Genomic DNA, 21,587 nt, shown 5'->3' on the forward strand with positions numbered 1-21,587 from the left:
CCTGCCGCCCGGTGAACCTCGTGGATGCGAGACGCCGGAATAGAACTACGGGCAGCTCTATTGATCAGAAACGGTTTGGGTTCTGGGTCGTTGGGTGGGTGTGAGCGATCTGGTGGGGGACGCGCGGCATCTGTCGCCGTCGGCGCAGGAGGCCCTGCGGCTGCGGGCGGTGGCCGCTCTGATGGCGGGGCGGGACCGCGAGGACGTGGCGGCAGTGTTCGGGGTGTCGCTGAAGGCGGTCGACGGCTGGTGGGCGAAGTGGCAGGCCGGTGGTCGGGAGGCCCTGGTCATGCGTCCTCGGGGTAAGCCGGTCGGTGTGCACCAGGTGCTCGGGGAGGCCGAGCAGGCCGCGGTGCGGCAGGCGGTCCTGGACCACCGGCCGTGTGACGTGGGGCTTTCCGGTCAGCTGTGGACACGGCGGCTGGTGGGCGAGCTGATCGCGAAGCTGTACCGGGTGCGGCTGACCGAGGTGGGGGTGGGCAAGTATTTGAAGCGATGGGGGCTGTCCTTCCAGCGCCCGGACAAGCGGGCCGTCGAGCAGGACCCCGAGGCCGTCCGGCGCTGGCATGAAGAGACCTGGCCGAAGATCCGCGTGCAGGCGAAGAAAGACGGCGGCGAGATCCTCTTCGCCGACCAGGTCGGCATCCGATCCGACCAGGTCACCGGCCGCACCTGGGGTGAGAAGGGGAAGACGCCCGTCGTGCGGCGGAGCGGGAACCGGTTCTCCGTGAACGCGATGTCGGCGATCAGCACCAAGGGCCGGATGCACTTCATGGTCTTCACCGAGTCCTTCACCGCCGAAGTGATGTGCCGCTTCCTGGGCCGGCTCGCCGGCCACTTCGACCACAAGGTCCACCTCGTGGTCGACGGTCACTCCGCGCACCGCTCGAAGAAGGTCCGCGACTGGCTCGCCGCCCACCCCGATGATGTAGAGCTGCACTTCCTGCCCCCGTACTCGCCCGAGCTGAACCCCGACGAGCTGGTCAACGCCGACCTCAAGCACAGCCTGCCCAAGCAGCACCGGGCCCGCGACCAGGCCGAACTCGCTGCCGAAACCCGCCGCTTCTTCCGCAGGCGTCAGCGTCAGCCGCACATCGTCCGCGGCTACTTCGGTGGCCCACACGTCCGCTACGTCATGGACGAGAACCCCATGAGTTTCTGATCAATACAGCCCCGCTCTCCTCTTTGCTTCTTTAACCAGTTCCACGGCCTGGGCCAGTTCCTCCCGGAGCCCTTCTTGAGACCCGGCTTCCACGCCGTCCCTGTGCGTGGACGCGGCAGCCCCCAGCCACGCCTCCGCAAAGTCCGCACCGGCAACGAGGAGCTGATCCGCGACAGCGAAGATGCCGGCATCCGGCATCGCCCGAGGTGCTGTTCCCGGGTCCTCTAGCCGCTGCGCACGCGAGGCCAACTCTCGGGCGAGCGCAAGCCCTTCAGCTGCTGCGCCACGCTGGAGGCGGCTCTGTGGGGCCGTACGGAGACGATCCGCAAGACGGCAGATGGCCTCTGTCAGCTCAGTCGTTTCGTGCACACGGCGACCCTACGCGCCGAAAAGGCACTGTTGCCAACGGGCGAACACTCAGGCACCGTGACGTGAAGGAGCACACGCGCACAGCCTCCGGAGGCGCCGATGTCCCATGTCTTCTCCGAAGAGACCCATCAGAATCTGCTCTCTCGCATCCCCCGCTGCACCGGCCGCGAAGTGGCCGAGTGGCTCCGCGCCGTCGAGGAAGGCCCCTCTCTCAGCCGCTTCGAGGAGAAGGTGAGCTGGCTCCGGGTCGAGCACAACCTGGCCTACGGTCACGCCAAAGCGATCATCCACGAGTACGACCTGAGGCGCGCGGCGCGCAAGCTGCTCTGACACCGGGAAAGGACGACAACGGCGGAGGGCCCGCCCGGCGCGATGCCGGGCGGGCCCTCTCACACTTCCGGGACGGGACGGTCAGTCGTCGCCGGAGAGGATCTGGATCAGCCGCAGGAACTCCAGGTAGATCCAGACCAGCGTCATCGTGAGGCCGAAGGCCGCGAGCCACGACTCCTCGCGGGGGGCGCCGTAGGTGATGCCGTCCTCGACCTGCTTGAAGTCCAAGGCCAGGAAGCAGGCACCGAGGATGATGCCGATGATGCCGAACATGATGCCGAGGCCGCCGCTGCGGAAGCCGAGGCCGTCACCGCCGCCGAAGACGGCGAACAGCATGTTCACGGCCATCAGCAGCACGAAGCCGATCGCCGCCGCCATGACGAAGCCGTAGAAGCGGCGGGTCACGCGGATCCAGCGCATCTTGTACGCGATCAGCACGCCGGCGAACACCGACATCGTGCCGAGCACCGCCTGCGGGACGGCAGCGGTGCTGACGTGTGTGGCGACCGCATTGGAGATGACGCCCAGGAAGACGCCCTCGAAGGCGGCGTACGCCAGGATGAGCGCCGGGGTCGGCCTGCTCTTGAACGACTGAACCAGCGCGCAGACGAGCGCGATCAGGGCCGCGCCGATGGCAATGCCGTACGACATGCCGATGTTCGCCGCGTCGACCGGCAGCAGGAACCAGGCGAGCGCGGCCGTGACGAAGACCGTGCCGAGCGTGATGGCGGTACGCGACACCACGTCGTCGATGGTCATGGCGCCGGAGCGGGCCGGGGCCTGCGCCGGGGCGCCGACCATGGCGTCCTGGGCGTAGGGGTTGGTGGCGTACGGATTCGTCGCGTAGGGGTTCGTTCCAGCGGCGGGGCCCCCGGCCTGCTGCTGCGCGTTGAAGTTCGCGTAGCCGTTGTCGCGGCTGAATCCCCGTCGCGAGAAGACCGGGTTACTGCTCCTCATCTCACTCCTCCATGGCCGCCGTGCGCGGCCTTGCGACAAGAGTAATGGGGACGCAAAAGAAACACCCTAGTGCTCCAGGAGGATCTTTCCGGCCGAACGTATCGATCACATATCGGCCGCGGCCCGCGAGCCGCCGCCGGAGGCCCCCGCAGCCACGCAGGAAGGACATTCCGGAATTCGCGGATCCACCCCCGAGGTGACACCCAGTGAGACGCACCACACCCCACCCACCCCGGACTTCCGCTCCCCGCACACCGGCTCCGGCACCGACACGCGGGCCCCCATGCCCGGCCCTCTGCCCTCGGTGCGCGCCGCCCGTTCCACCGGACGCTGGCGGCACCGGCCCTCCCGGTCGGCCGGCCGCAGACGGCTGCCGGCTGCTGCTGCGCGGCGGCACCCGGCGGCGCCGCGCGGGATGCGGCGCCGGGCCGCCGGAGGCACTCTGTCGGCATGGCCCCCGACCGCCCTCCGCCAGGCCCGCCCGCCGGACCCGTCCGCCCCCGGCCGGGAGCGCCTGCCCCGTCCCGCCGGGCCCGTACGGCGGTGACCCACAGCGCTGCGGCCCTGGCCGGTCTGGGCGCGGGACTGCTCATCGGCCTCCTTGCCGCCCCCGGCGGCGACGGGGCCCCCGATGGGCGGCCGACCGCGACGGCCATGGTGACCGCCACCACATCGCCACCCGGGACCTCGGCCACGCGGCCCCCGGACACACCTCCGCGGGCGTCCGGCACACCGGACGGCGAGATCCCTGGGGACGGCACGTTCCTGGTCGGGGAGGACATTGCGCCGGGCGTCTACCGGAGCAGCGGCCCCGCGGACGCGGCGACGGGCTTCTGCTCCTGGTTCCGGCTCAAGGGGACGACGGGCGCGCCGGAGGACATCATCGCCGCGCACACCGGGCAGGGACCGGCCACCGTCACGGTGCTGCCCGGTGACCGGGCTTTCCAGACCCAGGGCTGCGCGCCCTGGAAGAAGGCGGCCGAAGCCGGGTGAGCGGATGCGCACCTCTCGCGGGCGACGCGCTCGCAGTGGGGGCGGGGCGGGCGCTCCGGGCGGGGGTGCGCGGGGCGGGGCCGGGCCCCGGTGGCGGCGGGGCGGGCGAGCGGACGGGAGGCGCGGGGGCGGGCCGTTCGCGCTGGTCACAGCCCTGCGAGAAAAGTGCCCGGAGCCGGACTCGAACCGGCACGGCCAGAGGCCAGCGAGGTTTAAGCTCGCCGTGTCTGCATTCCACCACCCGGGCTACGCGCGGCTCCGCGTCAGCACACGAGCCTATCCGGGCGAGGTCCCCCGAACAGCGGACTTACGGCTCGATGTTGTCTTATTTTATTGAGGTCTGAGGGGGCGTCAGCAGGCGCGGGGGGCGTTGCGCAGCAGCGGCGCGGGGTTCGCGGCCGCACATCCCGCCCCCGGGGAATGACGGAAAGTCGCCGTCCGTCACGGCGCGTCTCGATACGTGACCGACCGCGCCGGGTCTCAGGGTGGCCGTCATACCTCAGGAGGAGGGAGCCGCCGCCCGGTCCGACTCCAGTCGGCCCCGGGAACGGGCACGGGGGCGGACGTGCGGCGGGGTTCCGGCGCGGACGATGGAACACGTCCTCGAAGAACGCCTTGTGTGACAGGAGCCCCCTCGTGATCCCCACCTCGACCGCCCCCCGCGCCGCGACCTCGGTGGCCGCCCGCGCCCAGGATCTGAGCAAGGTCTACGGAGAAGGGGAGACCCGGGTGGTCGCTCTCGACCGCGTCACGGTGGAGTTCCCGCAGGGCGAGTTCACCGCGATCATGGGCCCGTCCGGCTCCGGCAAGTCGACGCTGATGCACTGCGTGGCCGGTCTGGACAGCTTCACCTCCGGTTCGGTGCGCATCGGCGACACCGAGCTGGGGTCCCTGAAGGACAAGCAGCTCACCCAGCTGCGCCGGGACAAGATCGGCTTCATTTTCCAGGCGTTCAACCTGCTGCCGACGCTGACCGCGCTGGAGAACATCACCCTCCCGATGGACATCGCGGGCCGCAAGCCGGACCGGGAGTGGATGGACCGGGTCATCGACATGGTCGGCCTGTCCGGCCGGCTGAGCCACCGGCCGGCGCAGCTCTCCGGCGGCCAGCAGCAGCGTGTGGCCGTGGCGCGGGCGCTCGCCTCCCGGCCGGAGATCATCTTCGGCGACGAGCCGACCGGCAACCTCGACTCGCGGTCCGGCGCGGAGGTGCTGGGCTTCCTGCGCAACTCGGTGCGGGAGCTGGGGCAGACGGTCGTGATGGTGACCCACGACCCGGTGGCCGCGTCGTACGCCGACCGTGTGATCTTCCTGGCGGACGGCCGGATCGTGGACGAGATGCTGCGGCCCACGGCGGACGGCGTGCTCGACCGCATGAAGGAGTTCGACACGAAGGGCCGTACGAGCTGAGCCGCCCCTGCTGAGCCGTACCCGCCGCGCCGTACGGGCCGGCCCCGACCCGAGCCGTACGCGCCGATCCGCACGCCCCGGACCGCCACCCACACCAGGACCCGAAACCATGTTCCGTACCGCTCTGCGCAATGTGCTCGCGCACAAGGCCAGGCTGCTGATGACCGTGCTCGCCGTGATGCTCGGTGTGGCCTTCGTCAGCGGCACCCTCGTCTTCACCGACACCCTCAACAACGCCTTCCGCAACCAGACCGCCAAGAGCTACGACGATGTCGCCGTCGCCGCGACCTCGTACGCCGATCCCGACAGCGCCACCGAGGAGCCCGGCATATCCGAGGCCACACTCGGCAGGATCGAGGGGCTCGACGGCGTCGCCTCGGCCACCGGCCGCGTCCAGGGCTTCGCCGGCGTACCGGACGAGGACGGCAAGCTGATCGGCGTCGGCTGGTCCAACAAGGGCTCCAACTTCGCCCCCGGCGCGGACGGCAAGGACCCGCAGTACGCGTTCGTCGACGGCGGCGGCCCGACCGGGGCCGGCCAGATCGCGCTCGACAAGGCGACCGCCGAGACCGGCGGCTACAAGGTCGGCGACTCCGTGCGGGTCGCCACCAACGGCCCGGTGAAGGAGTACACCCTGAAGGGTGTCTTCACCACCGACGACGGGGCCGTCACCGCAGGCGGCAGCCTGGTGCTGTTCGACACCGCGACCGCCCAGCAGCTGTTCCTCAAGCCCGGCTACTTCGGGGAGGTCACCGTCGTCGCCGCCGCGGGTGCCGACGACGGGAAGATCCTCGACGCGGTCGTGCCGCTGCTGCCCGACAACGCCGTGGCGCAGACCGGCCAGGCGCTCGCCGACCAGCAGGCCGAGCAGATCGAGGAGGGCCTCGGCGCGTTCAACCAGATCCTGCTGGGCTTCGCCGGCATCGCGCTCTTCGTCGGTGTCTTCCTCATCGCGAACACCTTCACGATGCTCGTCGCGCAGCGCACCAAGGAGGTCGCGCTGATGCGGGCCGTGGGCGCGTCCCGCAAGCAGATCACCCGGTCGGTGCTGATGGAGGCCGCCATCGTCGGCCTCGTCGCCGCCGCCGCCGGCTTCGCCCTGGGCATGGGCCTCGCGGTCGGGCTGCGCAGCGCCATGGCCGCCTTCGACCTGAAGGTGCCGGGCGGTCCGCTGGTGCTCTCCGCCACCCCGGTCGTCGCCGCCGTCGCCGTCGGCGTCCTCATCACGATGCTGGCCGCCTACCTGCCGGGCCGCCGCGCCGCGAAGATCCCGCCGGTCGCCGCGATGAACAGCATGCACGCCGCGCCGAGCCAGCGCTCCCTCGTCGTGCGCAACACCATCGGCGCGATCATCGCCGGCCTCGGCGGCGCCGTGGTCGTGCTGGGCGCGGTCAAGGGCAGCGAGGCGGGCCGCTGGCTCATCGCCGGGGGCGCGTTCCTCACCCTCATCGGCATGATCGTGCTGATCCCGCTGCTGTCCCGGCCCGTCATCGCGCTCATCCGCCCGCTGTTCGTCCGCCTCTTCGGCATCTCCGGCCGGCTCGCCGGGCTGAACGCGGTGCGCAACCCGCGCCGTACCGGCGCGACCGCCTCCGCCCTCGCGATCGGGCTCACCCTGGTCACCGGGCTCTCGGTGATCGGTGTGACCGTCGGCCAGTCCATCGACCGGATGACCACCGACCAGATCAAGGCCGACTACATGGTCCAGATGGCCGGCGGCGGCTTCCTCGACCCGTCGGCGCTGACCGCCCTGGAGAAGGCGCCGGGCGTCGCCGCGGTCTCCCCGCAGCAGGCGGCCTACCTGGAGCTGGACGGCCACTTCGCGTCCGCGTCCGCCGTCACCGCCGGCGCCCTCGGGCAGGTGCTGCACGTCGAGACCGTCGACGGCTCCATGGACTCCCTCGCCCAGGGCCGGATCGCGGTCGCCGAGAAGACCGCGAAGGCGCGCGGCTGGAAGGTCGGCGACACTCTGAAGACCGTCTTCAACGACGACAAGAAGGGCGAGCTGACCGTCGGCGCCGTCTACAAGGACTCCGAGCTGCTCTCGCCGGTCGTCGTGGACACCTCCGTCGTCAACCCGCACGACGTGAAGCCGTACATCCCGCAGATCTACGTGAAGATGGACGGCGGCGAGTCCGCGGCCAACGAGAAGGCGCTGATCGGCGCGCTGGGCGACAACCCCGCGATGACCGTCCTGGACAAGAAGGACATCCGCGACCAGATCGGCGGCTTCATCAACATGATGCTGAACATCGTGTACGGGCTGCTGGGCATGGCCCTGCTGATCGCCGTGCTCGGTGTGGTCAACACGCTGGCGATGTCGGTCTTCGAGCGCCAGCAGGAGATCGGCATGCTCCGGGCGATCGGCCTCGACCGCCGCCGGGTGAAGCGGATGGTGCGTCTGGAGGCCGTGGTCATCTCGCTGTTCGGCGCGGTGGTCGGCATCGGTCTCGGCACGTTCCTCGGCTGGGCCGTCGGCGAGACCATCAAGGGCAGCCTGCCGGACTACGCGCTGGTGCTCCCGTGGGGCCGCATCGGGATCTTCCTGCTGCTGGCCGGCCTGGTCGGCGTCCTCGCCGCGATGTGGCCGGCGCGCAGCGCGGCCAGGCTGAACATGCTGAACGCGATCAAGGCCGAGTAGCCGCTGCCGCTCCCCGCGTACCGCAGGCCGAGGGCCGGGTTCCCGTTCACGGGAGCCCGGCCCTCGTGCCGTACGGGCCGGGCTCCCGCGCCGCCGACGCCGACGCGCCTGCGCCGCCGCCCAGGGTCGGCCGGTGCCGCGCTGCCAGGCGGGACGGGCCGCTCAGGCGGTCGGCGCGGTGCGGACCGCCGGTGCGGCGCCGCCGGCCCGGGCCGCGCCGTCAGTCCCCTGGCCGTCCGCCTCGACCGCGGCAGGCCGTCCCTTCCAGTGGCAGGCCGTCCCTTCCGGTGGCAGGCCGACTTTCCACGTGGCAGGCCGTCAGGCGGTGACGCCACCACCCCAGGTGCGGCTGCGCAGCGGCATGCCGGAGGCGCCAGTGCCGGGACCCGCGGCGGGGGTCTTCACGGCGAGGATCTGGTTGACGCCGATCCGGCCCCGTTCGAACGACACGGCCGAGGCCGCCATGTAGAGCCGCCACACCCGGGCGCGGGCCGGGGACGTGAGGCGTACCGCCTCGTCCCAGCGGTCCTCCAGGCGTGCCACCCAGCGGCGGAGCGTCAGCGCGTAGTGCTCCCGCAGCGCTTCGAGGTCCCGGACCTCGAAACCGGCCTCCTCCAGCAGCGCGGTGGTGCGGCCCACGGGCGCGAGCTCCCCGTCGGGGAAGACGTACGCGTCGATGAACGGGTCGACGCGGTACGCTCCCTCGTCCGGCTCCGGGCGGCGGGAGATCTGGTGGTTGAGGAGCCGGCCGCCGGGCTTCAGCAGGCCGTACAGGGTGTCGGCGTACTGCCGGTAGGCGACCGCGCCGACGTGCTCGGCCATCCCGATCGACGAGATCGCGTCGTACGGCCCGTCGCGCACGTCCCGGTAGTCCTGTACGCGGATCTCGATCCGGTCCGCGAGCCCCTCGTCGGCGATCCGCTTGCGGGCGTATCCGGCCTGCTCGGTGCTGAGGGTGACACCGACGACGGTGACGCCGTGGTGGCGGGCGGCGTGCAGGGCCATGGAGCCCCAGCCGCAGCCGACGTCGAGCAGCCGGTCGCCCTCCTTGAGGCCGAGCTTGCGGCAGACCAGTTCCATCTTGTCGTGCTGGGCGGTCTCCAGGGTGCCGCCCTCCGTCCAGTAGGCGCACGAGTAGACCATGGACGGGCCGAGGACGAGTGCGTAGAAGGCGTTGCCGACGTCGTAGTGGTGGCTGATCGCCCGCCGGTCCCGCCCTCTGGTGTGCAGCGGGCCGCGGCGGCGCCGGACCTCCTCGGCCGGCGGCGGGGGCGGCGGCCACGGGCCGGCCAGCCGCAGCAGTTCCGCGGCGGCCTCCCGGACCCGCGGGTCCCGCACGCTCGGCGCGGTGTGCGGCCCCTCCCAGACGGGGCCGGCGATACGGTCCAGCGCGTCGTACAGGTCGCCCTCGACGTCCAGGTCGCCGGCGACCCAGCCCCTGGCCAGGCCGAGTTCGCCCGGCTTCCACAGCAGCCGGCGCAGGGCGCGGCGGTGGCGGACGACCAGGACGGGCACGTCGCCGCCGGGCGGCCCCGCCTCGCTGCCGTCCCAGGCGCGGACCCGCAGGGGGAGCGGAACACCCGTCAGGTCCTCGGCGAGCGCGGCCAGCCGGGAAGCGGTGTCGGACATGGTGCACACCTCCATGACGCCATCGCAGGAAATGCTCAGCACCAACGAAAACACCCCGGGCCGCAGGAAAGCAGTCCCCAAACCACGCGAAGTCGCAGCCCTCCGCACGCCACGCCCCGGAGCGCCGCGCCCCCGCACGCCCGGCTCACCGGGTCCCCGCACGCTCACCTTCACGCCCGCGCACGGGCCGCCCGCAGGTCGGAGCGATCGATCCCCCTCGGCGGCCGGCGCGGGCGGTCGTCCCGGGGCTGGTCCCGGCGGCACTCGCGGGGCCGGCAGGCGGTCGTCCCGGGGCTGGTGCGGGCGGCTCCTCCCGGCCTTCGGTCCGGAGGGTCGTCCCGGGGCCGGGCATGGGCGATCCTCCCCGGGCGCCGAGCGCGGGCGATCCCGCCAGGGCCGGGCGTGGGCGGTGCTGCCGGGGCGAGGCATGGGCGACCCTGCCGGGGCCGAGCACGGGCGATCCCGCCGGGGCAGGCGCGGGCGATCCCACCAGGGCCGGGTGTGGGCGGCCCTTCCCGGGCTCCGGGCGTGGACGCCCCTCCCCGGACGCCGAGCGTGAGCGATCCCGCCAGGGCCAGGTGTGGGCGGTGCTGGTGGGGGCGGTGCTGGTGGGGCCGGTCCGGGCGGTCCGGCGGGTCCGTTGCGGGTGCTGCCCGCGGGTGCCTCCGTACGCCGGCGCCCCGCCGGTCAGCGGCATGCAGCGGCCCGCGGGGGCTCCGTGAGGCGCCCGGGGGCCGGGGCGCCTCGGCGGCCGCGGGTACGCCGAAGGGCCGCCCGCACCACGGATGGCGGGCGGCCCTTCAGAACGGCCGGATCAGGAGGCCTTGGCCTTCTCCGGCTTCGCCGCCGCGGGCGCCGGCGCCGGCTTGGCCGCCTCGTAGAACTCCTCGCGCGGCGACTCGATCGCGCCGAGCGACACGACCTCGCGCTTCAGGAACATCGCGAGCGTCCAGTCCGCGAAGATGCGGATCTTGCGGTTCCAGGTCGGCATGGCCAGACCGTGGTAGCCGCGGTGCATGTACCAGGCGAGACGGCCCTTGAGCTTGATCTTCATCTTGCCCATGACGATCATCGCCACGCCCTTGTGCAGGCCGAGACCCGCGACGGCACCCTTGTTGGCGTGCTCGTACTCCTTCTGCGGGAAGCCCCGCATGCCGGAGACCACGTTGTCGCCGAGGACCTTGGCCTGGCGCAGCGCGTGCTGGGCGTTCGGCGGGCACCAGGCGTTCTCGTTGCCCGCCTTGCGGCCGACGAGGTCCGGGACCTGGGCGTTGTCGCCCGCGGCCCAGATGTAGTCGGTGCCCTTGACCTGGAGCGTCGGCTCGCAGTCGACGTGGCCGCGGGGGCCGAGCGGGAGGCCGAAGCGGGACAGCGCCGGGTTCGGCTTGACGCCGGCGGTCCACACGATGGTGTTGGAGTCGACCTCCAGGCCGTTCTTCAGCACCACGTGGCCGTCGACGCAGGAGTCCATGGAGGTGTTGAGGTAGACCTCGATGCCGCGGCCCTCAAGGTGCTCCCTGCCCCACGTGCCGAGCTTGGGGCCGACCTCGGGGAGGATCTTGTCGGCGGCGTCCACCAGGACGAAGCGCATGTCCTCTCGGGACACGTTCTTGTAGTACTTGGCGGCGTCGCGGGCCATGTCCTCGACCTCGCCGATGGTCTCCGCACCCGCGAAGCCACCGCCGACGAAGACGAAGGTCAGCGCCCTGCGGCGGACCTCCTCGTCGGTGGTCGAGTCGGCCTTGTCGAGCTGCTCCAGCACGTGGTTGCGCAGGCCGATGGCCTCCTCGATGCCCTTCATGCCGATGCCCTGCTCGGCGAGGCCGGGGATCGGGAAGGTGCGGGAGACCGCGCCCAGCGCGACGACCAGGTAGTCGAACGGCAGCTCGTACGCCTCGCCCACGAGCGGGGCGATCGTCGCGACCTTCCGGTCCTGGTCGATGGTGGTGACCCGGCCGGTGAGGACCTCGGCCTTGGGCAGCACGCGTCGCAGCGGGACGACGACGTGCCGCGGCGAGATGCTGCCGGCGGCGGCTTCGGGGAGGAAGGGCTGGTACGTCATGTACGAGCGCGGGTCGACGACCGTGACGGTCGCCTCGCCGTAGCGCATCTTCTTCAGGATGCGGCGAGCTGCGTACAGGCCTACGTACCCACCGCCTACTACGAGGATCCTGGGACGCTCCGTGGTGCTCATGCCATCGAGTATCCACCCCCATCCGAGGGGTCGCTCGTGCGCCCCTTCACAAGGTCCGACGCGACCTCTGCTACACTGCGCCGCCCACGTGACCGATGTCATGGCACGGGCCGGGAACCACGGTGTGACGGAAGACGTTGTCCACCTCCCCCTCACCCCCCGTGAACTGGCCCGGAGAGGTCTTGGCAACCGCGGAGGGGCCCTTCGGTTCACCCGTCGGAAACCCGCTTCCGCTTACGGAACACGGGCGTGAAGCGGCCCTGACAGGTGATCGCAAGGGCCTCCATGACCCCGACGACCCCCTTCAGGGCCCTTTTCCTTGTGAAGAACTTCACGAACCTTTTCCGACGGGCCGTCGGACGGGGGTCAGTACCCCTTTCCCATGGCTGGCGGGCACCCCTGCGGCAGGCCGCGCACGTGTAAGACCACACCGGGGGCGCCGACGCCGGGGACACCGGCAGGGGGTGCCCCCGACCCGCCCGCCGGTGCCGGGCGGACGCCGCCGCCCCGCGTTCCTCCCCCGCCCCCTACACCAGCGAGAGGGCGATCCCGTCCAGGATGTCGTGTTCGGACACGACCACCTCGCGGGCGCCGACCCGCTCCATGACCTCCCGCAGGACCAGCGCCCCGGCGATGATCACGTCGACCCGGCCCGGGTGGATGACCGGGATCGCGGCGCGCTCGTCGTGGGTCATGGCCAGGAGCCGGTCGGTGACCTCCGCGACCTGCTCGGCGGAGATGCGGGAGCCGTGGATGACCGAGGAGTCGTACGCCTCCAGGCCCAGGGCGACGGCCGCGACCGTCGTCACCGAGCCGGCGAGGCCCACCAGCGTGTCCGCCTCGCGCAGCGGCACGGTCTGCTCGGCCAGGTCCAGGGCGGCCCGGACGTCGGCGCTGATCGCCGCCACCTCGTCCCGCGACGGCGGGTCGGTCCGCACGTGGCGCTCCGTCAGGCGGACGCAGCCGATGTCCACCGAGCGGGCCGCCCGCGCGTGTTCCGTGCCGACCACGAACTCGGTGGAGCCGCCGCCGATGTCCACGACGAGGTAGGTGTCGGTGCCGTCGAGCTCCTTGGTGGCGCCCGTGAAGGAGAAGTCGGCCTCCTGGTCGCCGGTGACCACCTCGGGCTCGACGCCCAGGATGTCGCGCACGCCGCGGACGAAGTCGTCGCGGTTCTCCGCGTCCCGGGACGCGGAGGTCGCCACGAAGCGGAGCTTCTGCGCGCCGAGTTCCTCGATGACGGCGGCGTACTCGCGGCAGGCCGCGAAGGTGCGCTCCAGCGCCTCGGGCGCCAGCCGGCCCGTGCGGTCCACGCCCTGCCCGAGGCGGACGATCGTCATCCGGCGGTCGAGGTCGACGACCTCGTCGGTCTCCGGGTCCACGTCCGCCACGAGCAGGCGGATGGAGTTGGTGCCGCAGTCGACGGCCGCCACACGCGTCACCGTGCGCCCCCCTCTTCCGCGCGGTCCACCTGGACGCACGGGCCCTTCGCCCACCACTCCGGGAGCATGGCGAGGGCCTCGTCGCCCAGCGGGTTCACGCCGGGGCCCGCCACCAGGGAGTGGGCCACCAGGACGTGCAGGCACTTCACGCGGTCGGGCATGCCGCCGGCGCTGGGGAAGCCCTCCAGGACCTCGATGGCGTCGCGGCGGGCGAGGTAGTCCTCGTGCGCGGCGCGGTAGGCGGCGGCGAGTTCCGGGTCCTGCTCCAGCCGCTCCGTCATCTCCTTCATGACGCCGTTCGCCTCCAGCGTGCCGATCGCCGAGTTGGCGCGGGGGCACGTGAGGTAGTACGTCGTCGGGAAGGGCGTGCCGTCGGGGAGCCGGGGGGCGGTCTCCACCACGTCGGGCTCGCCGCAGGGGCAGCGGTGCGCGATGGCCCGCAGGCCGCGCGGCGGGCGGCCGAGCTGTTCCTTGAACGCCGCGACGTCGGCCTCGGTCGGCTCGGTGCGTTCGGTCTGCGGAGGGGGCGTTTCCATGCCTGCCTTGTGCCTGCCTTGTTCCTGTGGGCGTACTAGCGGTCCTGCTGGACGGCGCGGTCGACGCCGTCCCAGACGTTCGAGTACCAGGGCCGGCCGCTGCCTTCCTGGTCCTGGCGGCGCTCGGGCGCCGCCTCGGGGTCGTTCATGGTGAAGGCGGTCTCGCCGGGCATCACGTAGTGCAGGTGCTCGCGGGCGAGGCGCCGGATGTAGGCGTCGTCCTGGAGGCGGGCCTTCTCGTCGCGCAGCTCCTCGACGCGGGCCGCGGCCTCCTCGGCGAGCCGCTCCTGCTCGGCGATCTCGCCGCGCTGGGAGACGTACTGCCGCATCGGGTAGGCGAGCGCCACGATCATCGAGCAGACGACGAGGGCGAGGAACGCGGCCCGGCCGGTGAGCCGGGAGCGGCGCGCCTGGCGGCGGTTCTGGGAGCGGTAGACGCGGGCGGCGGTCTGCTCGCCCAGCAGCCGCAGCCTGGTCGCGGTGGAGAACCGGTCCCGGTTCTGCGTCGCCATCGGCTCGCTCCTCCTTCGCCCCCACGTACACGTACGACGTCCCCGGACACGGTACGGGACCGTGGCCGGGGACGTCCGCGAACCACCGGGTCAGCGGACCCGGTGCCCGCCGCGCCTACTGGTTGGCGGAGCGGAACCGCGGGAAGGCGCTGCGGCCGGCGTACACCGCGGCGTCGTCGAGGATCTCCTCGATGCGCAGCAGCTGGTTGTACTTGGCGACGCGCTCGGAGCGGGCCGGGGCGCCGGTCTTGATCTGGCCGCAGTTGGTGGCGACGGCGAGGTCGGCGATGGTGACGTCCTCGGTCTCGCCGGAGCGGTGGGACATCATGCACTTGAAGCCGTTGCGCTGGGCCAGCTCGACGGCGTCCAGGGTCTCGGTGAGCGAGCCGATCTGGTTCACCTTGACGAGCAGGGCGTTGGCGGCGCTCTCCTCGATGCCGCGGGCCAGGCGCTCCGGGTTGGTGACGAACAGGTCGTCACCGACGAGCTGGACCCGGGAGCCGAGCTTCTCGGTGATGGTCTTCCAGCCGTCCCAGTCGTCCTCGAACAGCGGGTCCTCGATGGAGACCAGCGGGTACGCCTCGACGAGCTCGGCGTAGTAGTCGGTCATCTCGGCGGCCGTGCGGGACTTGCCCTCGAACGCGTAGGCGCCGTCCTTGTAGAACTCGGACGCGGCGACGTCGAGCGCCAGGGCGATGTCCTTGCCCGGGGTGTAGCCGGCCTGCTTGATGGCCTCCACGATGAGGTCGAGCGCGGCGCGGTTGGAGTCCAGGTTCGGGGCGAAGCCGCCCTCGTCGCCGAGGCCGGTGGACAGGCCCTTGTCCTTCAGGACCTTCTTGAGGGTGTGGTAGACCTCGGTGCCCCAGCGCAGGGCCTCGGAGAAGGACTCCGCGCCGATCGGGGCGATCATGAACTCCTGGATGTCCACGTTGGAGTCGGCGTGCGAGCCGCCGTTCAGGATGTTCATCATGGGCACCGGCAGCAGGTGCGCGTTCGGGCCGCCGAGGTAGCGGAAGAGCGGCAGGTCGGACGCCTCGGCGGCGGCGTGGGCCACGGCGAGGGAGACGCCGAGGATGGCGTTGGCGCCGAGCGAGGACTTGTCCGGGGTGGCGTCCAGGTCGAACATCGCCTGGTCGATCAGCCGCTGCTCGGTGGCGTCGTAGCCGACGAGCTCCGGGCCGATCTGCTCGATGACGGCGAGCACGGCCTTCTCGACACCCTTGCCGAGGTAGCGGTCCTTGTCACCGTCGCGGAGCTCGAGGGCCTCGAACGCTCCGGTGGAGGCACCGGACGGCACGGCAGCACGGCCGGTGCTGCCGTCGTCGAGGCCGACCTCGACCTCGACCGTGGGATTGCCTCGGGAGTCCAGGATTTCCCGGGCTACGACGACGTCGATGGACGGCACGAGCATCTCCTTCTGGGATGTGACGCGTGGAGTGCAGGATCTTTGGCCTTGCGGCAAGAGCCTAACCGGCGGGGCCGCCGCGCCCGGCGACTGCCCGCCCCCTGGGACGAAAAAGGACACAAAGACCGGTGGTTCCGGACGAATGGACACCATTCCTACCAGCGGGTAACCCCGATGAGCAGGGCTTTTCTCATCCGTCCTGGCCCGTTTTCTGATGGTTTGCCATGGACGGAAGGAGGCCCCGGCCCGACGCGCACGGGGGAGGGCGCGTCGGGCCGGGGCCGGTCCGGTGCGGCCGGTCAGCTCAGGTGGAGCTGCTGGCCCGGGTAGATGAGGTCGGCGTCCTCGACGATGTCCTCGTTGAGCTCGAAGAGCTTCTTCCAGCCGCCCTTCACGCCCTGCTTCTCGGCGATGGTGCCGAGGGTGTCGCCGGCCACGACGGTGTACTCGCCGTCGCCCTTCTTGACCGCCTTCGGCTTGGCCGGGGCGGTGGACGGGGCGGACGAGCGGGTCTCGGCGCGCGAGGCGCGGTCCTCGGACTGCGCGGCCTTCGGCTGCGCCTTCGGCGCGGCCTGGGCCTTGGGCTGCGCCTTCGGCTTGGGCTGGGCCTTCGGCGCGGCCTGGGCGGCACCGCCGCCGTACGCGGCGTTGGACAGGCCCACGCCGCAGTGCGGCCAGGCGCCCTTGCCCTGGCCCGCGAGGACCTTCTCGGCTATGTCGATCTGCTGGGACTTGCTGGCCAGGTTGGCCGTCGGGGCGTACTTGGTGCCGCCGTACGCGGCCCAGGTGGAGGCGCTGAACTGCAGGCCGCCGTAGTAGCCGTTGCCGGTGTTGATGGACCAGTTGCCGCCGGACTCGCACTGGGCGACGCGGTCCCACTCCGCGGCGGTGGCGGCGTTGGCGTTGGTGGCGGCCATCAGCGGCGCGGCCACGGCGGCGCCGGTGATCCCGGCGAACGCGGCGAATCGGACGGCCTTGGACGGGCGACGGTGCTTGCCCTTGCCGGAAAGCAGCATGGCGTATCTCCTCACCGACGCCTGCGAGGTGAGCTGTCGGGTTCGGGCGGGGAGTCGCCCGGCCGCGTGTGCGCCCTGTCGGACGCGCGGCTTCACCCCAAGCCGGTGGCCGGCCGTCTCTCGACGGCCGGACCCGGCACTTACCTTGGGTCCCCCGCTCCTGCCTGCGGCGCGCGAAGCGTCGACTGTTCCCGTCGGCCGTCGGCAGGATTCGGCGTACCGGTCGGCGGGGCCCGCGGTGGCGAGCGGTCATGACCGTAAACAGAAAGCCGGTGCGAGTTCAAAGGGGGACATCGGGCTCAAACCCGGCGCGTGCGCCCCCTTTTGTCGTGCATTTGTGCAGGTGAGCCCTGGACTGCGGCGACTTGGGGGCGACTGGGAGCCACTTGGAGCGAAGAGACTCTTGTCTCACTTCGACGGAAGCGGACATTCCGCCCGTAACTACCCTTGTTCCTGCCCCAGATCGAGGCTCTGACCAGGCAGGATGAGGTCGGGGTCATCACCCACGACCTCGCGGTTCGCGCCGTAGAGCGCCGTCCAGCCGCCGGGCACCTCGTGGGTGTCCGCGATGGCCCACAGGTTGTCGCCCGGCTGCACCGTGTACGTGCCGTCGGCCGGGGCGCCGTCGAGGCCCCGTGCCGCGGCGTCGCCGCGCGAGGCGTGCCGCCCGGTCCCCGCTCCTCGGCCACCGCTCCCGGAGCGGTCGCCTCCGCGCCCTCGGTGCCGGGTGCCTCGGAGTCCTCCGCGGCCTCCTCCTTGGCCGGTTCGCCGCGGTGCTTGCCGGTACCGGGCGCGGGGTCGGGGCGGTGCCGGGGGCGGGCACCGCGCTCCCCTCGGCGGCGGCCTCGGTCCCGTCCTCCTCGGCGGGCGCGGTGGAGGGCTGCGCGGACGGGGAGGCGGGGGCGGAGGCGCCGGGAGCGGCGGACCCGGTGGAGGCCGCGTCCGGTCCGGCGGCGCCCTCGGCGGCACCGGACGATTCCGACGTGTCGGAGGTGCCGCCCTCACCCCCTGGTCGGCCGTGTCGTCGGCCGCGCCGGCCTCGGCCGTGTCCTCGCCGGTGGCGGTGGTCTCCTGGCCGCTGCCCGGCGGGGTCGTGGCGGCGGCTCCGCCGCCGACCGCGGTACCCAGGCCGGCGATCGGCGCGCAGGTCTCCCACGCCTTCGCGCCCTGCGCCGCGAACACCCGCTCGGCCACGGCCATCTGCTCGGCGCGGGTGGCCAGGTCGGCGCGGGGCGCGTAGTCGGTGCCGCCGTACGCCTGCCAGGTCTCCTGGGAGAACTGCAGCCCGCCGTAGTAGCCGTTGCCGAGGTCCGCGCTCCACAGCCCGCCGGTCTCGCACTCGGCGACCCGGTCCCAGGTCGCGGCGTCCGCCGCCGACGCGGAGCCGGCACCGAGCAGGGGCAGGGCGATCGCTGATCCGGTCACCCCCGCCGCGACGACGAGGGCAGGAGCCTGACGGGGGCGACGGTGTCGTCCGTTCCCGGAGCGCATGCGTTGGGCCTTTCGCGTGACTGCTGAGGTGACGGTGAACGTAGGCCATTCGCACGTGCATCACAAGTCGATGCAGAGGAGATCACGCGTAGATCACAGCCTTGACGGAGTGTCACGGCCTTTCCGGGGTGAACCGGACAGGTAGGGTGCGCAGCCCCCGCATGATGAGCCCGCCGCGCCACCGGAGTTCGTCCGGTTCCACCGCGAGGTCGAGGTCGGGGAGGCGGGTCAGCAGGGTCGCCAGCGCGGTCTGCCCCTCCAGCCGGGCGAGCGGTGCGCCCAGGCAGTAGTGGATGCCGTGCCCGTACCCCAGATGCTGGTTGTCGGTCCGGGCGAGGTCCAGGGTGTCGGGGTCGGCGAACCGCTCCGGGTCGCGGTCGGCGGCGGCGAGCACGACGAGGACGGGGTCGCCGCGTCCGATCGCCTGCCCGCCGAGGGTGAGCGGCTCGGTGGCGAACCGCCAGGTGGCGAGCTCCACGGGCCCGTCGTAGCGCAGGAGTTCCTCCACACCGGTGGCGAGCAGGCCGGTCTCCCCCGCGGCCAGGGAGCGCTGGAGGCGCGCGCGCTGCGCGGGGTGGCGCAGCAGGGCGTACGTGCCGTTCCCGATGAGGTTGACGGTGGTCTCGAAGCCGGCGAACAGCAGGATGAACGCCATGGCGGCGGCCTCGTTCTCGGTGAGGTGCTCGCCGTGGTCGGAGGCGCGGATGAGCCCGGAGATCAGGTCCTCCGCCCCCTCGTGCCCCCGGTCCTCGCGCTTGCGGTGGATGAGCTCCACGAGGTAGGCCCGCATCCGCTTCACGGCCCTGGCGACGCCGCCGCGGGGGGCGTTGCCGTGCCGGATCATCTGGCCTGCCCAGTCGCGGAAGTCGTCCTGGTCCTCCCGCGGCACGCCGAGCAGGTCGCAAATCGCGTAAATGGGGAGGGGGAAGGCGAAGTCGTGGATGAGGTCGGCCTCGCCCTTTGCGGCGAAGTCGTCGATCAGCGAGTCGGTCAGCTCCTGCACGCGGGGCGCGAACGCGGCGACCCGGCGCGGCGTGAACGCCTTCGACACGAGCCGGCGCAGCCGGGTGTGGTCCGGCGGGTCGATGTTGAGCAGGTGCGTCATCAGCTCGGCCTTGCGCTCCCCCGGGATGCCCGTCCTGCCCTTGGCGTGGGCGGGCTCGTCGTGGTGCGCGGGGTTCTTGCTGAGCCGCTGGTCGGCGAGCGCCTGCCGGGCGTCGGCGTACCGGGTGACCAGCCAGGCGTCGACGCCGCTGGGCAGCCGCGTCCGGTGGACGGGCGCGTGCTCCCGCAGCCAGGCGTACGCCGGGTACGGGTCGGCGGCGAACTCCCAGGTGAAGAGCTCGGGCGGGGTGTCGGGGCCGTGGTGCGGGACGTTCACCCCCCGACGGTATCCGCCCGCCCGGCAGCCCGGACGGGCACGCCCCGCGCCGGAGGCCCGCCGCCCGCCGCCCCAACGGGACGCCCTGCCCCAGAGGCCCGCCGCCCGCCGCCCCAACGGGACGCCCTGCCCCAGAGGCCCGCCGCCCGCCGCCCCAACGGGACGCCCTGCCCCGGAGGCCCGCCGCCCGCCGCCCCAGCGGGACGCCCTGCCCCGGAGGCCCGCCGCCCGCCGCCCCAGGGTCCTTGGGACGTCCTAGGGTCCCAAGGACCCCAAAGGCCCCAGGCGTCGCAGGGGCCCCAGGCGTCGCAGAGGGCGCCAGGCGTCCCGGAGGTCCCGGGCGCCCGGGGGTCCCGACGCGGGGGTCACGCCTGCGGGCGTTCCGCCGTGCGGATGGCGTCGCGGTAGGCGCGGGCGGCCGCGCGAAGGGCGGCCTCGGGGTCGACGCCGTCCGCCTCCGCGCGCACGGCCATGGCCAGCAGCTCGTAGCCGACGCCCTGCCCGCCGGGCAGCGGGACGTCCAGGCCCGCCGTGCGGACGCGGCTCGCGAGCTTGGCCGCCAGGGCGAGGCCGGGCTGACCCAGCGGGATGCCGTCCGTCACGGACGTGCGCTGCTTCTCCGCCGCCTTCGTGCGCAGCCAGTGCGCCTTGACCTCCTCGGGCGTCTCGGCGTGCTCGTCGCCGAAGACGTGCGGGTGGCGGTGGACGAGCTTGTCGACGAGGGTGGCCGCCACGTCGTCGAGCGAGAACGGCTCCTCCGGGTCCTCCTCCGCGATGCGGGCGTGGAAGACCACCTGGAGCAGGACGTCGCCGAGTTCCTCCCGCAGCTCCCCGCGCTCGCCGTCCTCGATCGCCTCCACCAGCTCGTACGCCTCCTCGATGGCGTACTTGGCGAGGCCCCGGTGGGTCTGCCGGGACGACCAGGGGCACGCGCGGCGGATGCGGTCCATGACCTCGACGAGGTCCAGCAGCCGGGCCCCCGGCAGGTCGTACGAGCCAGGGAGCAGCTCCAGGTCGGGCAGGGCGGCGCGGCCGGAGCCGGCGAGGCGGGCCAGGCCGTCGGTGAGCGCCCGGTCGCCCTCGCCGGACGCCAGGACCACCGCGGTGCGGGCGCCGTCCGCGCACCAGGCGGCCAGGTCCTGCGCCGCGGGCTCCGCGAGGTCGACGGTGACGCCCGCCTCGCGGAGGTACGGCAGCTGCGGGTGGTGCGGGTCGGCGCAGAGCACCCGGTCGGCGGCGTGCAGGACCTGCCAGGCGGGCCAGGACAGCAGTCCGGGGGCCACCCGGTGGCTGGCGGTGAGGAGGACGATGCGGCCGGCTGCGGGGGCTTCGACGTTCACCCCACGAACCTACCGCCCGCCGCCGCGCGCCCCCGCGCCCGGCGGGGTCTACAGCCCTTCGGGGCCCGTCGCCGGGTCGCGGGTGAGCTGCCGGATCCAGGGCGCCTCGTACCGGCCGAGCTGGATGTTCTCGTCGTCCCAGGTGCCGTAGCGCGGGTTCACCTCGATGTCGAGGGACTCGGAGGCGGTGGAGAACAGCTCCATGAGCTTCTTCTGGCCCTCGGGGCTGTTGGTGATGCCGTGCTTGTCGGCCACCTTGTTCATGAGGATGTTGCGGCGGACGACGGTGTCGATCTCGTCGGGGGCGATGCCCTGCTGCTGGAGGAGCATCGCGGCGAACTGCGCGTCGCCGCCGTACTGCTCGGCGGCGGTCTTGCGGGTCTGCTGGACCTCCTTGCGGGTGGCGCTCACCCCGGCGTCCGCGGCGACCTTCTCGACCACCCGGTCGAAGATCATGCCGTTGAGCTTCTCCCGGCTGAGGTCGCCCGTGGCCTTGATCAGCTGCTCGGCCTGGGGTGACGCCTCCTGCGCGGCGCGGACCTCCCGGACCTGGGCCTGGAGCGCGGCGGTCTGGATGCGGTCACCGCCCACCACGGCCGCCGCCCCCGGGTGGGCCTCGCTGCCGCAGGCGGTGAGGAGCGGGGCCGCGACCAGGGCGGCGGACACGGTCAGGATCGCGGTGCGGCGGCGACGGTGCAGGCGGTGCAAAGGGGGCCTCCCGGCGTGGGTCGTACGTCGGCTGGGGGTCCGGGGGCGTCCCCCGGGGAAACGCGGTAACG

18 protein-coding genes, 1 tRNA gene, 1 pseudogene and 1 riboswitch are annotated in these 21,587 nt (G+C 72.6%); of the genes and pseudogenes, 5 read left to right on the forward strand and 15 right to left on the reverse strand.

The window, feature by feature from the left end; all coding sequences use genetic code 11:
* The first annotated feature begins 160 nt into the window (after positions 1-160).
* Positions 161-1,162: an IS630 family transposase gene (locus L6E17_RS28650; RefSeq protein WP_236240391.1), complete on the forward strand. Its 1,002-nt coding sequence runs from the start codon at positions 161-163 to the stop codon at positions 1,160-1,162.
* On the opposite strand, the gene L6E17_RS28655 is transcribed toward L6E17_RS28650, so the two are convergent.
* The gene (locus tag L6E17_RS28655) at positions 1,163-1,531 is read right to left on the reverse strand and encodes a hypothetical protein (RefSeq protein WP_236243555.1); all 369 of its coding nucleotides are present in this window, start codon (positions 1,529-1,531) and stop codon (positions 1,163-1,165) included. It lies immediately after the preceding gene.
* Between the two features lie 99 nt (positions 1,532-1,630).
* On the opposite strand from L6E17_RS28655, the gene L6E17_RS28660 reads away from it, so the two are divergent.
* A complete protein-coding gene (locus L6E17_RS28660) occupies positions 1,631-1,861 on the forward strand; it encodes a DUF4287 domain-containing protein (RefSeq protein ID WP_236243556.1) in 231 nt (76 codons plus the stop codon).
* Positions 1,862-1,942: 81 nt separating this feature from the next.
* On the opposite strand, the gene L6E17_RS28665 is transcribed toward L6E17_RS28660, so the two are convergent.
* Positions 1,943-2,818 carry a Bax inhibitor-1/YccA family protein gene (locus L6E17_RS28665; RefSeq protein ID WP_236243557.1) on the reverse strand — a complete coding sequence of 292 codons (876 nt, stop codon included), beginning with the start codon at positions 2,816-2,818 and terminating at the stop codon, positions 1,943-1,945.
* A 543-nt stretch (positions 2,819-3,361) separates the two neighbouring features.
* Here L6E17_RS28665 and L6E17_RS28670 point away from each other — a divergent pair.
* The gene (locus tag L6E17_RS28670; protein ID WP_236243558.1) at positions 3,362-3,811 is read left to right on the forward strand and encodes a hypothetical protein; all 450 of its coding nucleotides are present in this window, start codon (positions 3,362-3,364) and stop codon (positions 3,809-3,811) included.
* Between the two features lie 166 nt (positions 3,812-3,977).
* Here L6E17_RS28670 and L6E17_RS28675 read toward each other — a convergent pair.
* Positions 3,978-4,058, reverse strand: a tRNA-Leu gene (locus L6E17_RS28675).
* Between the two features lie 392 nt (positions 4,059-4,450).
* On the opposite strand from L6E17_RS28675, the gene L6E17_RS28680 reads away from it, so the two are divergent.
* Positions 4,451-5,221 carry an ABC transporter ATP-binding protein gene (locus L6E17_RS28680; RefSeq protein WP_374109177.1) on the forward strand — a complete coding sequence of 257 codons (771 nt, stop codon included), beginning with the start codon at positions 4,451-4,453 and terminating at the stop codon, positions 5,219-5,221.
* A 109-nt stretch (positions 5,222-5,330) separates the two neighbouring features.
* Positions 5,331-7,862, forward strand: a complete 2,532-nt coding sequence (locus L6E17_RS28685; RefSeq protein WP_236243560.1) for an ABC transporter permease — start codon at positions 5,331-5,333, stop codon at positions 7,860-7,862.
* Positions 7,863-8,180: 318 nt separating this feature from the next.
* On the opposite strand, the gene L6E17_RS28690 is transcribed toward L6E17_RS28685, so the two are convergent.
* The 12 genes and pseudogenes from L6E17_RS28690 to L6E17_RS28745 form a co-directional block, all read right to left on the reverse strand.
* On the reverse strand, positions 8,181-9,491 hold the full coding sequence (locus L6E17_RS28690) for a cyclopropane-fatty-acyl-phospholipid synthase family protein (protein WP_236243561.1): 1,311 nt from the start codon (positions 9,489-9,491) through the stop codon (positions 8,181-8,183).
* Positions 9,492-10,305: 814 nt separating this feature from the next.
* On the reverse strand, positions 10,306-11,685 hold the full coding sequence (locus L6E17_RS28695) for an NAD(P)/FAD-dependent oxidoreductase (RefSeq protein WP_236243562.1): 1,380 nt from the start codon (positions 11,683-11,685) through the stop codon (positions 10,306-10,308).
* A gap of 527 nt (positions 11,686-12,212) precedes the next feature.
* Positions 12,213-13,127: a Ppx/GppA phosphatase family protein gene (locus tag L6E17_RS28700; RefSeq protein ID WP_236243563.1), complete on the reverse strand. Its 915-nt coding sequence runs from the start codon at positions 13,125-13,127 to the stop codon at positions 12,213-12,215.
* Complete coding sequence (locus tag L6E17_RS28705; protein ID WP_236243564.1) at positions 13,124-13,663, reverse strand: DUF501 domain-containing protein; 540 nt, start codon at positions 13,661-13,663, stop codon at positions 13,124-13,126. The genes L6E17_RS28700 and L6E17_RS28705 overlap by 4 nt, the downstream gene beginning before the upstream one ends.
* A 35-nt stretch (positions 13,664-13,698) precedes the next feature.
* The gene (locus L6E17_RS28710) at positions 13,699-14,175 is read right to left on the reverse strand and encodes a septum formation initiator family protein (RefSeq protein WP_236243565.1); all 477 of its coding nucleotides are present in this window, start codon (positions 14,173-14,175) and stop codon (positions 13,699-13,701) included.
* Positions 14,176-14,290: 115 nt separating this feature from the next.
* A complete protein-coding gene (eno, locus tag L6E17_RS28715) occupies positions 14,291-15,580 on the reverse strand; it encodes a phosphopyruvate hydratase (protein ID WP_236243566.1) in 1,290 nt (429 codons plus the stop codon).
* Between the two features lie 299 nt (positions 15,581-15,879).
* Positions 15,880-16,017, reverse strand: coding sequence for a LysM peptidoglycan-binding domain-containing protein (locus tag L6E17_RS31735; protein ID WP_374109178.1), 138 nt, complete (start codon positions 16,015-16,017; stop codon positions 15,880-15,882).
* Positions 16,018-16,205: 188 nt separating this feature from the next.
* Positions 16,206-16,596, reverse strand: a pseudogene (locus L6E17_RS31740) (transglycosylase family protein); the annotation flags it as partial.
* Between the two features lie 3 nt (positions 16,597-16,599).
* Positions 16,600-16,778: riboswitch (cyclic di-AMP (ydaO/yuaA leader) on the reverse strand.
* A 259-nt stretch (positions 16,779-17,037) separates the two neighbouring features.
* Positions 17,038-18,021 carry a transglycosylase family protein gene (locus tag L6E17_RS31245; protein WP_308315947.1) on the reverse strand — a complete coding sequence of 328 codons (984 nt, stop codon included), beginning with the start codon at positions 18,019-18,021 and terminating at the stop codon, positions 17,038-17,040.
* A 178-nt stretch (positions 18,022-18,199) separates the two neighbouring features.
* Positions 18,200-19,468: a cytochrome P450 gene (locus L6E17_RS28735; RefSeq protein WP_236243568.1), complete on the reverse strand. Its 1,269-nt coding sequence runs from the start codon at positions 19,466-19,468 to the stop codon at positions 18,200-18,202.
* Positions 19,469-19,833: 365 nt separating this feature from the next.
* Positions 19,834-20,808 carry a nucleoside triphosphate pyrophosphohydrolase gene (locus L6E17_RS28740; protein ID WP_236243569.1) on the reverse strand — a complete coding sequence of 325 codons (975 nt, stop codon included), beginning with the start codon at positions 20,806-20,808 and terminating at the stop codon, positions 19,834-19,836.
* 48 nt (positions 20,809-20,856) lie between these two features.
* Positions 20,857-21,507: a SurA N-terminal domain-containing protein gene (locus L6E17_RS28745; protein ID WP_236243579.1), complete on the reverse strand. Its 651-nt coding sequence runs from the start codon at positions 21,505-21,507 to the stop codon at positions 20,857-20,859.
* Positions 21,508-21,587: the final 80 nt, after the last annotated feature.

It is taken from the genome of Streptomyces sp. CC228A, assembly GCF_021390935.1.
GTDB lineage: Bacteria > Actinomycetota > Actinomycetes > Streptomycetales > Streptomycetaceae > Streptomyces.